Source organism: Mycolicibacter sinensis (assembly GCF_001667945.1).
In the GTDB taxonomy this organism is placed as follows: domain Bacteria; phylum Actinomycetota; class Actinomycetes; order Mycobacteriales; family Mycobacteriaceae; genus Mycobacterium; species Mycobacterium sinense_B.
Window position 1 is genome coordinate 1 of sequence record NZ_LZJK01000097.1, and the last position, 13,806, is coordinate 13,806.

The following is a 13,806-nucleotide window of genomic DNA, read 5'->3' on the forward strand; positions in this document are numbered from 1 at the left end:
TGGCGGGTGTCGGATTCGTCGTCGCCATGATCACCGGCATCGCCGGGCCCCTGGTGCAAGTCACTGGCGCGCTGTCCCCGATCCAGGCACTGGACACGCCGTGGATCAGCGGGACGGGCGCCGTCCTCGCCGTTGCCGGCATTGTCGCCACCCTCTACGGACAGCGCGACATGGGCGCATCCTGGCGCATTGGCGTTGATTCCAGCGAAAGCACCACCTTGGTGCGCCGCGGCGCATTCGCATATGTACGTAACCCCATCTTCGCCGCCATGCTGATCTTCGCCGCCGGCATCACTCTCATGGCGCCCAACCCACTGGCGCTCATCGCATTCTGGGTCCTGCTGGCAACGATCGAACTACAAGTCCGTGTCGTCGAAGAGCCGTACCTATTGCGCACCCATGGCGACACCTACCTTGGCTACCTCCGCACTGTAGGCCGCTTCGTACCTGGAATTGGTCGGGTCGGATGACGCGCGACCCCACAGCAGCTGGAGCCGGGGGCACCAATGGTGGTGCTCACCGCGGGCGGATCTCTTGTAGTGCTCGCGGCGTTGCCTAGCTGCCCCAGCATCAGCCGTCAATCAACGTCCGTTCTTTCGGCGCCGAAACACGCCGACCAGATTAACCCTGGCGTCGTAGTGGTCAAATCACTCCGACGTGTCGACGGTCGTCGCCGTGGGTTGTGATAGATCAGTTGTTTCGGGTATGCGTGTGGGGTCGGTGAAGTCGGGGTTCATCCATGGTGCACGGTGGATCTGGTGGTAATCGGTGGCAGTTCCTTCGAGGTAGTCGCTGAATGTCTTGTCGAGTTGCGCTCGTTGCGGTGGTTCGTGTGTTCCCGGCGGTGTGGGATAACTATTGCGCCAGTCGAATAGGTCTTCGTTGTCGGTTGGCCCCATCAGGTGGAGGTCGTAGAGGTGTTCAGCGGTCAGTGCGAAGTGTGGCCGTCCGTTGGGTGCGGTCGTTGCGCGCCAAAGCGGTCCGCAGTCGCTCGCTTGATCCAGGGTTGCGGCAAAGGTTGCCCGAGCACCGACTTGGTCTGCCGCCTTCCATAGTTTGTCGAGTTCCCCGCTGGTCAGGCCGCGTGCATTGGTTTTGCATTCACCAAGGATGAGGCCCCCGGTGCGTAGGACGACGAGGACGTCAACCTCGGCGTTGACTTCAGTCAGTCCTTGTTGGCGGAATTCGATACCCGGGTATGCGCCGAAGACCATACCGCGTCGGCCTCCCATCGCCGATGCGATGTAGCGGATTGACAGGATGCACGGTAGGACGTCGTGGCTCATCGCGCGGAGGAGTGATTCGCTGGCGCGGTATCGATACTCGATGTGGTTGAAGCCGTGTGGGTTGTCGATGGGCTTGGCGCAGCCATGGCAGATCAGTGTGGGGACGATTTCGATGAGTGGTCGCCATTGTTTATGGGCGCAGCGGTCGCATTTGGCTTCCACGCCTCGAAGAACTAGTCCGCTGGTGGTGGCCCAGTGGAGCCATCGCTGGGTGCCGGTGCGTGATGTGCCCAGCAGCACTTTGAGTTGGTTGAAAGTTAGGTAGCCGGCCTCTTCGGCGTCTGCGGCGCCGACTCCTTTATCTAGTCGGTCAAGCAGCATCTGGTAGCGATCGGTGGAGTCGTCAAGATCGGTCTGGTCCAGAAATTGGTTGAGGCGTCGTTTGACCAAGCTGACGTGACGGCCGCGGGTCAGTTCGGTAATCGCGTCGATGACTCCGGGAGCGGCGAGCATTGACAGTTTATTGGTGGCGGCTCGGATGACTTGTTCGGCTGCTCTCCCTGGAACGCTCTCGGTAGCTGTGAGTTCGGCGTCGACGGCAAGTGCTGTGAGTACTTCCATGCCGGCCGGCTGGTGGATGGTTGTTGTTTCGTTGAGCGCTCCGCCCTTGGTGATTGAGCCGTCGAGATATCTGCGTTCGCCGTAGTAGTACGGCCGACGCATTGTGCGACTCGGGGGCAGCGGATTGTCAGCGACCGTTGTTTTCAGTTTCATCCAGGTGCCCTTGTGGTGGCCAAGAATCGACGATCCCAGCGCGTCTGTGTCGGTCGCAGTGAAACATGGGATCGTCGCCGAGCCGGCGGTGAAATGCGCGGTTTCCGTTGATGCTATGCAATATCCGCCGATTGGTCCGAGGAGTGCCCAGGGGTCGACGACATCGATCCGATGGGGCCTCGCGATTGGCTCGAGATCAGCGGGGGTGAGGGACAACGATGTCAGGGCAACATCGTGGCTGCCGCCGAAATAATGATCGACTCCTGAGAAGCTCAGCTTGGCTAGATCCTGGTCGATGTTGTCGGTCAGCGGGACGGCCAGCGGCAGGCCGTTGGGATGTGCGAATCGGGCTCGCAAGTTCCAAATGAGCGCGAGATCCTCGACACTGCCTGGCCGGTAGACGACGATGATGTTGGCGCCGTAGCGGCGCGAGGTTCGGTCGTCGTCCCAGGCGAACCGCGACGACTCTGGGAACAGTCCGCGATTGGTGGCGGCGGGTACTCCGATCCTGAGTCTGGACCGCGTCAGGTCGACCGCTGAGACGGCACCGCTGCGGCTGAGGGCAACAAGTCCTTGGGTGCCGATTTCGGTTTCAACGCCCCGGATGTTCGCGACGTCCCGGTAGGTCAGATTCTCCGGCAGGTCGTTCCACTTGTTCATTGCGTCCGGGCCGGCGGGTAGGTCGCCGAAAAGGGCTAAGTAGGCGAGGTACCACGGATGATCGGTGGGTACGCCGCGGCATGTCTGCACCGTGGGTTTGGGACCATCGAGATCGACCAGGATGCGCAGCAGTAGCTGTTGGTAGTGTCCACCATCAATGTCGCTGTACTTGTCTCGTTCCTCTTGATCGACTAGGTCCGTCCTAACGATCCCGTCGATGCTGCTCTGTAGCAGCGTTCGCTGCCACCTGGTGTCGATGGGCGCCCGGGGTGTCACGGGGATGAGTGGCATAGCGCTGCCAGCCCAAGAGTTGCATAACTCGATGACCGCGCCGGTGGCGGACGCGAAATCGTTGCGATCGACGGTCACTGCGCAGCCAGCTGGCCGCAGTTGACGAAGAATCACGGTGTCTCCGTCGAGGGGCTCACTGGTTAACAGCGGCCATAAATCGTGCATGATCAACCTCTGGAACACTGGGTTTGACGCGTCACGGTGTGAACCCTATGTCGAGATTGGTCACTCTGAAGTGCCGGGCCGCCCTATAGGCCAGATGTTGCGAGATTTGCCGTCGTGAGCGATTTCGAATGTGTAGCTGGTGGGTGTGATGTGGGGTAGAGCGTTGAGTGTGTCGTTGAGGACCGCTTCGACGGCGTTCCCGATCGTCCGCACTGCATCGCCAGCGACCTCGGTGGTGCGCTCGGTCAAGCCGTCGCTGATGGTATGCGGAGTCGAATGGGCGGTGATTGCTGATCCGATGTGCGATCCATCGTCGTTGTATACGTCGCGGCCGGGTCCGGAGTTCTGGTCAACGCCGATGACTGATTCGTGTTCTTTGCGCCAGCGGTGAAAGTTCTCGGCGCGGATCGTGAAGGCGGACTTCCATGGCGGTGAGTGGAGTAGGTCATCGAGCGCGTCTAGAGAGGCCTGGTGACGGGAGGGAATCGCGTTGCCGAGTGCGTTGATCATCTTCTCTGACAGCGGTAGCCATGCGTCGTGGTCGTTGGTTTCGAAGGGTGCATAGCTTGGTCCGAGGCTCTTGAAGCGGTCGATCTCACCTAACTGGTCGCGGGTTGTGGGGACGGTTCGGGCGACCCGGACCACGAAGTTGATGAGGCGATGCCCGACGCTGACCGCACTTTCTACTGCGTGGTCCGCCAGGTATCTCTGGGCGATGGCCATGCCGTCTGGTTCAGTTCCGGCGGCGATCGCTCTGCTATGCCAGACTGCTTCGACATAGGTTGCTGCGCTGAGCATGAGCGATTCGGCGATGGAACCTGCTAGCGCGCATGTTTCGCGCCACTGGCTGGTAGCGCGTTTGATGGAGACGTCAGGTTCGAAGTCGGCGCGGCTGTAGATCCACATGCGATCGCAGATTCTACGGACTTCGTCGATGCCGAGTTCGTCAAGCTCGGGTCGGAAGTCAATGGATCCCTGGTGCACGCCTACGTGGTAGAGCCATGACCAGTCGGCCCTGTTGTGATGTGGTGAGCGTGACGTGTCCGACATCAAGTCCTGCCCTTTCCGATCTGCGAGAAACCCGTCTCGATACCAGTAAAGAAAGTTCTCACAGGTTGGTCCGCGGTGGTTGTCGGAGGGCGTCACCGGTCCAGGAGCCGGGTGGTGCGGGGCGGCGGACGGGAGCGCCAGCGGACGGTAGCCGCCCCGCCCGGCTGCTTGGCTTATTGACGGGTGAGGAGTCCGATCAGCGTGGCTGCGTTGCGGCCGAGGTGGTCGAGGGCTTGGTTGCCTTTGGTTTCGGTGGCTTGTGATGGGTAGCCGACGACGCCGGTGGGTGTGTAGGCGTGGATGCCGAGGGTGGTGAGGTAGCGGCGGTCGTTGGCGGTGTGGTCGCTGGTCTGCCAGCCGTCGCGTAGATAGTCGGGGTAGGCGGCGAGCAGGATGGAGGTTTCGAGTTCGCCGGCATGCATGTCGTCGTGGTTGCTGGTGCGGATTCCGGCGGCGGCGCGCGCTTCGGTCCAGTCTTCGCGGCTGGGGTAGAGGCCGATCTTGATGGGGGTTTTGGGATGGTTGGCTTGCTGGACGATGTTGGTGAGCACAGCGTTGCCGCCGTGGCCGTTGACGACGATCAAGCCGGCGGTGTTTTGCTGGGCCAGCGATTCGACGATGTCAGTGACGATCGCGACGAGGGTGGTGGCGCTGATGCTCACAGTGCCGGGGTAGGCGGCGTGTTCGTGGGAGCAGCCGAATGTGACCGGTGGTAGCTGGAATGCGCTGTGGTGAATTGTGATTGATGATGCGATGGCACTGGCGATCAGCGTGTCGGTGCCCAGCGGGAGGTAGGGGCCGTGTTGCTCGAATGAACCGACCGGAAGCACCGCGATAGCGCGGGCAGTGGAGGGGTCTGTGCTGGTGGTGTCGGGAATGACTCGGCGGCTCATGGGGTGACTCCTTGGGTGGCGTTTTTGATGCGGCCGGCGAGTTGTTGCAGGATCGGGTTCTTGTTGGATCGTCGGCGATCCCGGACGATTCTGCCTGCCCTGGCGAGGTGCAATCGAGCGCGCTGTGAGGGTGCAGATAGGTAGCCCGGGATTGCTGTGTCGGTCAGTGTCAGTGCTTGCTGGTATTCGCCGGTCGCGATGTAGGCGTGCAGGAGCCGCATGTCGGCCACGGTCTGATCGCGGTGCTGGTGCGATGTCCAGACGTGATGGTGTCGGACAAGTAGGGTGACGGCCTTGTCTAGGTGGCCGATGCGCAGGTAGCCGGCAGCGATCTCGCTGGCGACGTAGGCGCCGTGCGCGTAGATCGCATTATCGTTTGGGTGGGGTTCAAGATCACCAAGTTCGAGGGCTGCGGCGGCGTGGCGGTGGAATCCTCGTTCATTGCCATTGGCCAGCTCCGCGAGTGCTTGTTGGCGGGCGATGCTGGCGGCCAGACGACCCACATTGCGCCCGTCAATCAGTTCGGCGGCATCAGCGGACAGGGCAGCGGCGAGGTTGGGATCGCTGCGGGCGAGAATGTTGGATTGGCGCATCAGGATCATCGCGTTGAGTTCTGGGCCGGCCGTTCGTAGGTGCAAGGCGGCGGTGTTGGTCAGTTTTTCTGCGGCGTCGTGATCGCCGACATCCTGGGCGATCCACCCGGCGACCTCGGCAATGGTCCCCGCAGCACGCCGCATTTGCGCTTTGAGTTGCGAAGGCGCATGGGCGATGAGGGATTCGATCGTCACCAGATCGGATTCCACCAGCGGGCGGGCATGCTGCGGGCCGAAGGTGTGCTCAGCGCGGATATGAGCTTGCTGCTGAGTCTGGATGGTGTCGAGGACACCGCCGTCGACGGGAAGTCGCAGCAATAACGGATGCGGCAATTCGGTCTCGATCGGCACGCTGAAGAACTCACCGGGTTCGGCACCAAATACCGCGGCGAGGTCCTGACGCCAGATCGCACCGATCTTGCCGGTGGCTAAAAAGTGGGAAATCTGGCGCTTGAGGTTGTCGTGCGAAGGGATGTCGTCGTCCCCACGCAGCCGACGAACATTCTCGGTCTCGATCGCCAGTTCGCGAAGGCTGTAACCGTACCGCTTCATCGCAGCGCGCAACCGCTGTGCGTTGCGCTCCCGGATCGGGTCGGCTGCGGCCATGGCTTCGATCATGCCGCATACATCGGCGCAGGTCAGCTGGCTTTGCGCGTTTGCGGTCATCAGTGCTCTCACTGCCTGTCACTTCCGGCGGCAACGGCGGTCGCGCTGTCCTTGAGTCGCGGAAAAACACACCCGCGTGACAATAACGAGGAAGGACAGCACACCGATGAAACTGAAAATCGATACGACCGAGGTGACGTTCCTGTGCACCCGGATTCCGGAGCAGCGCACCAATTTCGACACCGGGACGCCACGCATCGATAAGGCAACTGGTCAAGCGTTGTGGCAGGTGCAGTTGATCGCCCTGGACGCCACCGGCGGCGAGGTGCTCGCCGTCACCGTGGTCGGGGAGCCGAAGCTCACGGTCGGACAGCCGGTCGCGGTGACGGGTCTGGTGGCGTTGCCGTGGTCGCAGGAGGGTCGCTCCGGCATCGCGTACCGCGCCGAATCGATCACTGCTACCGAGCCCGGCGCGGGCGTCAAGACCAGCCAGCAGGCCCGCTAAGTGGACTGTGGCCCGGCAGCCTCGACGACAACGCGTACGTGTGGCTCCCGGGCCGCTTTCCCGCCGAGTATCCATCCACAGTGCGTGAAAGCAGGACGCTCATGTCGAACACCCCAAACCGTAAGAACCACAACACTAATCAATCAGACGATGACTGGATAAGCGAGCTGATCTGGGCCGGAGTCAAAGCCACCGGACAGTTACTGTGGTGGGCGATCCTGTTCCCCGCCCTGAGCATCCCCGCCGTCGCGGCGATCTGGGTCGGTGTCGGCCACGGCGCTCGCGCCGGGTTAGGGATTGCTCTAGCGGCGGTCGCGGCATATATCGGCTGGGCTGTGCTGGAACCGGCATCATTCACTCGGTGGGTGAGCGCCCCGCTGCGGCAGCGCTTCCTGGCGTGGTGGCGTTATCACCGCAGTTGGGAATCAGTCTGTGCTCTCCACGGGTTGACCGCCACACTCGGGCCACGCACCCTGGTGCCGGTCGTGAACTCGGCGCGCATCGGCCATCACGCTGACACCCTGACCGTGCAGGTCGTGACCGGCCAGTCGATCAGCGACTGGCAAAAGCGCGCCCCGGGCTTGGCGGCGGCGTGGCGGGCCGAGCGATTGACAATCCGCGCCAGCGCGCCGGGGCAGGTGCGGATCATCATTGGTCGCGGTGATGTGCTCGGCCAACCGATCGCGCTGCCCATACCGATACTTGAGGCCCGGGTCGATCTGGCCGCGGTGCGAGTCGGGATCACCGAATCGCGCACCTGGTGGCACCTGCCCGTGCTGGGGCAGCACCTGCTGGTCGCCGGCGCCACTGGAGCGGGCAAGGGTTCGGTGCTGTGGTCGCTGATCGCCGGACTAGCACCCCAGGTGAAAACCGGGCGGGTGCGGCTGTGGGTGATCGATCCCAAAGGCGGCATGGAACTCGGTGCTGGCGCGCCGCTGTTTACCCGGTTCTGCCCCGACACCGGCCAACCCACCGCGCAGCTGCTCGGTGAGCTGGTGGAGCTGATGCACATCCGCGCCAACCGGCTACGTGGCCATACCCGTCTACACACTCCCACACCGTCTGACCCGCTGATCGTGTTGATCGTTGACGAAATCGCCGCGCTGACCGCCTATGTCACCGACCGCAAACTGCGCACCGAGATCGAGCACCTGCTGGGGCTCTTGTTGTCGCAGGGCCGTGCAGTCGGGATTTCGGTGGTGGCGGCGGTGCAGGACCCGGCCAAAGACACCCTGCCGGTGCGGCAGTTGTTCACGGTGCGGATCGGGTTGCGCATGACTGAGGCCACCCAGACCACGATGGTGCTCGGCCAGGGTGCTCGTGATGCTGGTGCCGAATGCGATCTGATCGCTGATTCCACCCCAGGAGTCGGCTACGTGATGATCGACGGCACCGCTGAGCCGGTACGGGTGCGTGCGTTTCACGTCACTGACCGCGACATCGCCAGCTTGGCCCGCACCTTTCGGGCACCGCGCACGGGCGGTGAGCATTCGCAGGGCCGGGAACCGCAGTGAGTGCTCCCGCCGACGTGGTGGGCGGCCCGGTGATCACGTTGCCGGGCCTGCCCACCACCACCGACCCCGAACCGGTGATCACCCAGATGGTTCGGCGCGCATCCTCACCGGGGTTCGAAACGTGGTGGCGGCGGGTGGAATCGGTGGGATTCTGTGCTCGCCCGATCCAGCTGGTCGGCGCAGGCTCTATTGGGCGTCGGCAGGTGGTGTGGACGCGCTGCAACAACCGCCGAGCCACCGTTTGCCCGTCATGCTCGGATCTGTACGCCCGTGACACCTGGCAGCTGGTGCACGCCGGTGCGGCCGGCGGTCACCACAACATGCCCGCCGAGGTCGCTGCTCGCCCACAGGTGTTCGCCACCTTGACCGCACCCAGCTACGGCACGGTGCACAACGCCACCGGCGCGCGTTGCCACCCCACATCGACGAGTCCAGGAAGTCGTTGTATTCATCGGAATCCACTGCAGTGCAACGTAACCCATTCCGTGGGCGATCCGATAGTGGGACAGCCGTTGTGCGGCCAGTGCTACGACTACTTCGGGCATGTTCTGTTTACCTGGCATCTGCCCGAGCTGTGGCGCCGTTTCACCATCGCATTGCGGCGCGCTGTAGCAGCACAGTTGCGAGCACGTGGGATGGACCGGGGCTCGGTACGGGTGAGTTTCGTCAAGGTCGTCGAACTGCAAGCCCGCGCCGTCCCGCACATCCACGCCCTGATCCGCCTCGACCCACCGTCAGCACCCACCACCCAGAGTGACCAGAATCATTACGGCCCCGCCGCCACCTGTGGCGGTGGGGAGTCCCGTTCGGATACCGGGAGCAGCGGCTGGGCGTCGCCGATCACGGCCGGCGAGCTGGCCGCCCTGATTCAGGGTGCTGCGCGCCAGGTCCGTGTTGACGTTCTCGCTCTCGATGGCGACGTACGCGAGCTGCGGTTCGGCACCCAGATCGACGCCCAGCCACTCAGCGGTGAAGCAATGGCAGAACCGGTCGATACCGGGCTGACAGCTCGCTTGTCGCCGCGCCGGGTTGCGGCATACCTCGCCAAATACGTGACCAAATCCCTGCAGGACTTCGGTATCACCGCCCGGCGACTCTCGACGGAAGCGATCGCCGGGCTCGACGTCACCGAACACGTCCGGGCGATCTTGACCACTATCGCCGAACTCGCCGAACGTGTTGAGTCGATGGCCGGAATTGGGCGATGGCTGCACACGCTGGGATACCGCGGGCACATCACCACCAAATCGCGGCACTACTCGACCACCATGGGCGCCCTGCGCTCCGCGCGTGCGACCTGGACACGCAGTAAATATGCCAAACCTATTGAACATCAAGGTGATACGTGGTCAATCGAGCGTGACTTCCAAATAACGGGGGCGTCGGCCAACCTGGATGCTGACGACGTGCTCTGGAAGTTCGACCACGTCGGACATACCAGTGCGGGGGAGCGCACCCTCGTCTACTCGGCGGCCCTCCAACGTATCCATACCCGGCGCATCGGACTGGTGGAAGCCCGTCGCCAAGCCCGCGAGCAACACGGAGATCCGCCAGGGGGACACGATGGCTGACGGTTCCCAAACAGCACATCCTCGCTCCCGGTGCAACGATCGCGTCGATGCGCCGACGATGTCAGAGGGAGGTGTTGAAATTGTCGTACCAGAGAGCTACCGCCTCCCGCATGAGGCCAACCGCGCGCTGGTACGCGTCATAATGGCCGTGCGGGACCGGATGCTCGGATCAGACAGGGGAGCAGCGTGAGCCTGAGATTCGCCTTCTACGGCCGAGTGAGCACGGAAGACGCTCAAGACCCGGAGGTGAGCCGCAGCTGGCAGAAGCGGCGTGCCATGGACCTGATCACGCCGCACGGCGGGGTCCTTGTCACTGATTACTTCGATGTGGGACAGAGTCGCTCGCTGCCGTGGAAGCGCAGGCCAGAGGCATCACGGCTGCTGGTCGATGTTGCCGCTCGTGACCGTATCTTCGATGCCGTCGTGATCGGGGAGCCCGCCCGTGCGTTCTACGGCCCGCAGTTCGCCCTCACCTTCCCCGTGCTCACGCACTACGGAGTTGGCCTGTGGGTGCCCGAGGTAGGTGGCGCGGTCGATCCCGGCTCAGAGGCGCACGACCTGGTGATGACGCTTTTCGGTGGCATGAGTAAGGGCGAGCGCGCTCGAATCCAGATGCGCGTGCGTGCCGCGATGTCGGCACTGGCGCAGGACACGACCAGATATCTCGGTGGTCGACCGCCGTACGGTTACCGGCTCGCCGATGCCGGCCCGCATCCGAACCCTGCCAAGGCAAGTCTTGGACAGCGGCTTCACCGTCTTGAACCGGACCCCGCGACGGCGCCGGTTGTTGAGCGGATCTACCGCATGTACGCCGACGGAGCGGGCCTGCGCTACATCGCGCAACGACTCACCGACGATGGTGTGTCGTCACCGAGCCAATATGACCCGGCACGCAATCGTCACCGTGACCCGCGAGGGTGGTCGCATTCGGCCATCCGCGCCATCCTCGACAATCCGACATACCTCGGTGTGCGCGTGTGGGGCAAGCAGGAGAAATACGAGGTTCTGGTCAACCCCGACGATGTCGCTGCCGGGTATGAGACGCGTATGCGGCGGCGCGATCAGGCGAACTGGGTCGTACCGGACCGCCGCACGCACGAAGCGCTGATTACCGAGGAACTGGCACAGGCTGTTCGTCTTCGGACCCGGGCGCGCCGTGGTCCCGGTCTGGTGTGCAGCAGAGAATCAACGGTGCCCTACGTCCTTCGCGGGATGCTGTACTGCGCCGTGTGTGGACGGCGGATGCAGGGCGCCGCCCGCGGCGGCAAACGAGCAACCCGCATCCTCTACCGGTGTGAGCTAGGTAAATCGCGTTCTGTACCTGTGGAACTGACTGATCACCCGCGCACGGTCTACCTACGTGAGGACGCGGTGACCCCTCGACTCGACGAATGGATCGCCAGCCTGGCCGATCCGGAGGACCTGGCGCGCGGTCAGGAGTTAGACCCGGCGGCCGGCGCTGGCTATGCCGCCTTGCTGCGGCAGCTCAGCGAAGCGAACAGCAAGGTTGCCGCTTTGATTGCCGCAGTGGAGTCCGGTGTGGCCGTCGAGGACCTCGCCGATGCATTGCGTCGTCGTACCGCCGAGCGCGACGAACTGAAGGCCCGCCTGGAACGAGCCGAGCGACCCCGCGCCATGTCGGCTACACAGATCAGCGAGTTGGTGCAGGAGTTGGGCGGGCTGGCAGCGGTGCTCGGTGAAGCAACCGGGGCCGAACGTGCTCAGGTGTACGCGAGCCTGGGCCTGCGTCTTGATTACGATCCCTACCTGCGTCAGGTCAAGGCGACGGCCGACCTAAGTCGTGTCGCCGGATGTGTCCGAGGGGGGACTTGAACCCCCACGCCCATTAATAGGGCACTAGCACCTCAAGCTAGCGCGTCTGCCATTCCGCCACTCGGACCAACCCGGTTCAGCCCGGGCAGCTAAGGCTAACGGATGCCGCTCGCCAGACCCAACCCAGCCCACGTGGCGCCATCCCAAGGCGGGCCGCGACGAAGTGGTAGGAAAGGTAACTGTGACGGTTTGCCCCGATCCTGCCGACGAAGTCGTTGATCTCGTCAGCACGCTCATCCGGTTCGACACCTCCAACACCGGTGAGCCGGCCACCACCAAGGGCGAAGCCGAGTGCGCCCGCTGGGTGGCCGCCCAGCTGCAGGAGGCTGGCTATCAGACCGAGTACGTCGAGTCCGGCGCACCGGGCCGCGGCAACGTCTTCGCCCGCCTTCCAGGCAGCGACCCGGCCCGCGGGGCCCTGCTGATCCACGGCCACCTCGACGTGGTGCCCGCCGAGGCCAGCGAGTGGAGCGTGCACCCGTTCTCCGGGGCGGTCACCGATGGCTACGTGTGGGGCCGCGGCGCGGTCGACATGAAGGACATGGTCGGCATGATGATCGCGGTGGCCAGGAAGTTGGCCCGCGCGGGAATCGTGCCTCCGCGCGATCTGGTGTTCGCGTTCCTGGCCGACGAGGAGGCCGGCGGCAAGTACGGGGCGCACTGGCTGGTGCAGAACCGGCCGGACCTGTTCTCCGGCGTCACCGAAGCGATCGGTGAGGTCGGTGGTTTCTCGCTGACCGTCCCGCGCCGCGACGGTGGCGAGCGCCGGCTGTATCTGATCGAGACCGCGGAGAAGGGGCTGTGCTGGATGCGGCTGCGGGCCACCGGCCGCGCCGGGCACGGCTCGATGGTCAACGACGACAACGCCGTCACCACCGTGGCCGAGGCGGTGGCACGACTGGGCCGGCACCGGTTCCCGCTGGTGCTCACCGACGCGGTGACGCAGTTCCTGGCCGCGGTCAGCGAGGAGACCGGACACGCCATCGACGTCGACTCGCCGGACCTGGAAGGCATGATCGAAAAGCTCGGACCGATCGCCCGGATCGTCAACGCCACCCTGCGTGACACCGCCACCCCGACCATGCTGCAGGCCGGCTACAAGGCCAACGTCATCCCGGCGACGGCGGAGGCGGTGCTGGACTGCCGGGTGCTGCCGGGGCGCCAGGCGGCCTTCGAAGCCGAGGTCGACACACTGATCGGCCCGGACGTGACCCGGGAATGGGTCACCAACCTGCCGCCGGTCGAGACCACCTTCGACGGTGACCTGGTGGAGGCGATGAACGCCGCGCTGCTGGCCTGCGATCCCGACGCACGCACCGTGCCCTACATGCTGTCCGGGGGAACGGACGCAAAAGCCTTCGCGCAGTTGGGTATTCGATGCTTCGGGTTCGCTCCGCTACGCCTGCCGCCGGATCTGGACTTCTCCGCGCTGTTCCACGGGGTCGACGAACGGGTTCCGGTCGACGCCCTGACGTTCGGTACCCGGGTACTCGAACACTTCCTGACACACTGTTAACACCCCGACGAGAGGACCACACCCATGAGTGCCGCCCCCGATCCCTACGCCGCCCTGCCCAAGCTGCCGACGTTCACGCTGACCTCCTCGTCGGTCACCGACGGTCAACCGCTGGCCACCGCGCAGGTCAGCGGCATCATGGGCGCCGGGGGAGAGGACGCCAGCCCGCAGCTGAGCTGGTCGGGCTTCCCGGAGGAGACCCGCAGCTTCGCGGTCACCGTCTACGACCCCGATGCGCCCACCGCATCCGGGTTCTGGCACTGGGCGGTGGCCAATCTGCCGGCCACCTGCACCGAGCTGCCCGAGGGCGTCGGCGACGGCAGCCTGCTGCCCGGTGATGCGCTGACCCTGGTCAACGACGCCGGGTTGCGCCGCTACGTGGGTGCCGCGCCGCCGGCCGGGCACGGCCCGCACCGCTACTACATCGCGGTGCACGCGGTGAAGGTCGAGAAGCTGGACCTGGCCGAGGACGCCAGCCCGGCCTATCTGGGGTTCAACCTGTTCATGCAGGCCATCGCGCGTGCGGTGATCGTCGGCACCTACGAGCAGCAGTAGCCGATCCCCGCGACTTGGAATCTCACGACGCGACACGCCGGAGGGGCGTCGTGG

Annotated in this window: 11 protein-coding genes and 1 tRNA gene; 7 read left to right on the top strand and 5 right to left on the bottom strand. The window is 64.3% G+C overall.

Features of this window, described 5'->3' with window-relative positions; all coding sequences use genetic code 11:
- Positions 1 to 470 (top strand): methyltransferase family protein (locus tag A5694_RS13690; protein WP_207516007.1); only part of this gene is annotated, 470 nt, incomplete at its 5' end.
- Positions 471 to 647: 177 nt separating this feature from the next.
- On the opposite strand, the gene A5694_RS13695 is transcribed toward A5694_RS13690, so the two are convergent.
- From A5694_RS13695 to A5694_RS13710, 4 genes are all read right to left on the bottom strand, one after another.
- A complete protein-coding gene (locus tag A5694_RS13695) occupies positions 648 to 3,122 on the bottom strand; it encodes a hypothetical protein (protein WP_131809583.1) in 2,475 nt (824 codons plus the stop codon).
- A gap of 54 nt (positions 3,123 to 3,176) precedes the next feature.
- Positions 3,177 to 4,022, bottom strand: a complete 846-nt coding sequence (locus A5694_RS13700; RefSeq protein ID WP_064922383.1) for a hypothetical protein — start codon at positions 4,020 to 4,022, stop codon at positions 3,177 to 3,179.
- A gap of 317 nt (positions 4,023 to 4,339) precedes the next feature.
- Positions 4,340 to 5,059: a creatininase family protein gene (locus A5694_RS13705; RefSeq protein ID WP_064922384.1), complete on the bottom strand. Its 720-nt coding sequence runs from the start codon at positions 5,057 to 5,059 to the stop codon at positions 4,340 to 4,342.
- Positions 5,056 to 6,318, bottom strand: a complete 1,263-nt coding sequence (locus A5694_RS13710) for a hypothetical protein (protein ID WP_234787925.1) — start codon at positions 6,316 to 6,318, stop codon at positions 5,056 to 5,058. Before A5694_RS13710 ends, A5694_RS13705 begins: the two co-directional genes overlap by 4 nt.
- 106 nt (positions 6,319 to 6,424) lie before the next feature.
- Here A5694_RS13710 and A5694_RS13715 point away from each other — a divergent pair, with 106 nt between their 5' ends.
- The 4 genes from A5694_RS13715 to A5694_RS13730 all read left to right on the top strand — a co-directional run bounded on the left by A5694_RS13715 (position 6,425) and on the right by A5694_RS13730 (position 11,681).
- A complete protein-coding gene (locus A5694_RS13715; protein ID WP_064922385.1) occupies positions 6,425 to 6,763 on the top strand; it encodes a hypothetical protein in 339 nt (112 codons plus the stop codon).
- 101 nt (positions 6,764 to 6,864) lie between these two features.
- A complete protein-coding gene (locus A5694_RS13720) occupies positions 6,865 to 8,277 on the top strand; it encodes an FtsK/SpoIIIE domain-containing protein (RefSeq protein ID WP_064922386.1) in 1,413 nt (470 codons plus the stop codon).
- Positions 8,278 to 8,363: 86 nt separating this feature from the next.
- Positions 8,364 to 9,848, top strand: a complete 1,485-nt coding sequence (locus A5694_RS13725; protein ID WP_234787926.1) for a replication initiator — start codon at positions 8,364 to 8,366, stop codon at positions 9,846 to 9,848.
- 186 nt (positions 9,849 to 10,034) lie between these two features.
- Entirely contained in the window at positions 10,035 to 11,681 is a 1,647-nt protein-coding gene (locus A5694_RS13730; RefSeq protein WP_082952661.1) for a recombinase family protein, read from the top strand.
- Here A5694_RS13730 and A5694_RS13735 read toward each other — a convergent pair.
- Positions 11,663 to 11,748: transfer RNA gene (locus tag A5694_RS13735), tRNA-Leu, on the bottom strand. The genes A5694_RS13730 and A5694_RS13735 overlap by 19 nt on opposite strands.
- A 114-nt stretch (positions 11,749 to 11,862) precedes the next feature.
- Between A5694_RS13735 and A5694_RS13740 the strand changes: the two genes are divergently transcribed.
- Both A5694_RS13740 and A5694_RS13745 read left to right on the top strand, forming a co-directional pair.
- On the top strand, positions 11,863 to 13,197 hold the full coding sequence (locus tag A5694_RS13740; protein WP_064922387.1) for a M20/M25/M40 family metallo-hydrolase: 1,335 nt from the start codon (positions 11,863 to 11,865) through the stop codon (positions 13,195 to 13,197).
- A gap of 24 nt (positions 13,198 to 13,221) precedes the next feature.
- Positions 13,222 to 13,752: a YbhB/YbcL family Raf kinase inhibitor-like protein gene (locus A5694_RS13745; protein ID WP_064922388.1), complete on the top strand. Its 531-nt coding sequence runs from the start codon at positions 13,222 to 13,224 to the stop codon at positions 13,750 to 13,752.
- Positions 13,753 to 13,806 lie beyond the last annotated feature (54 nt).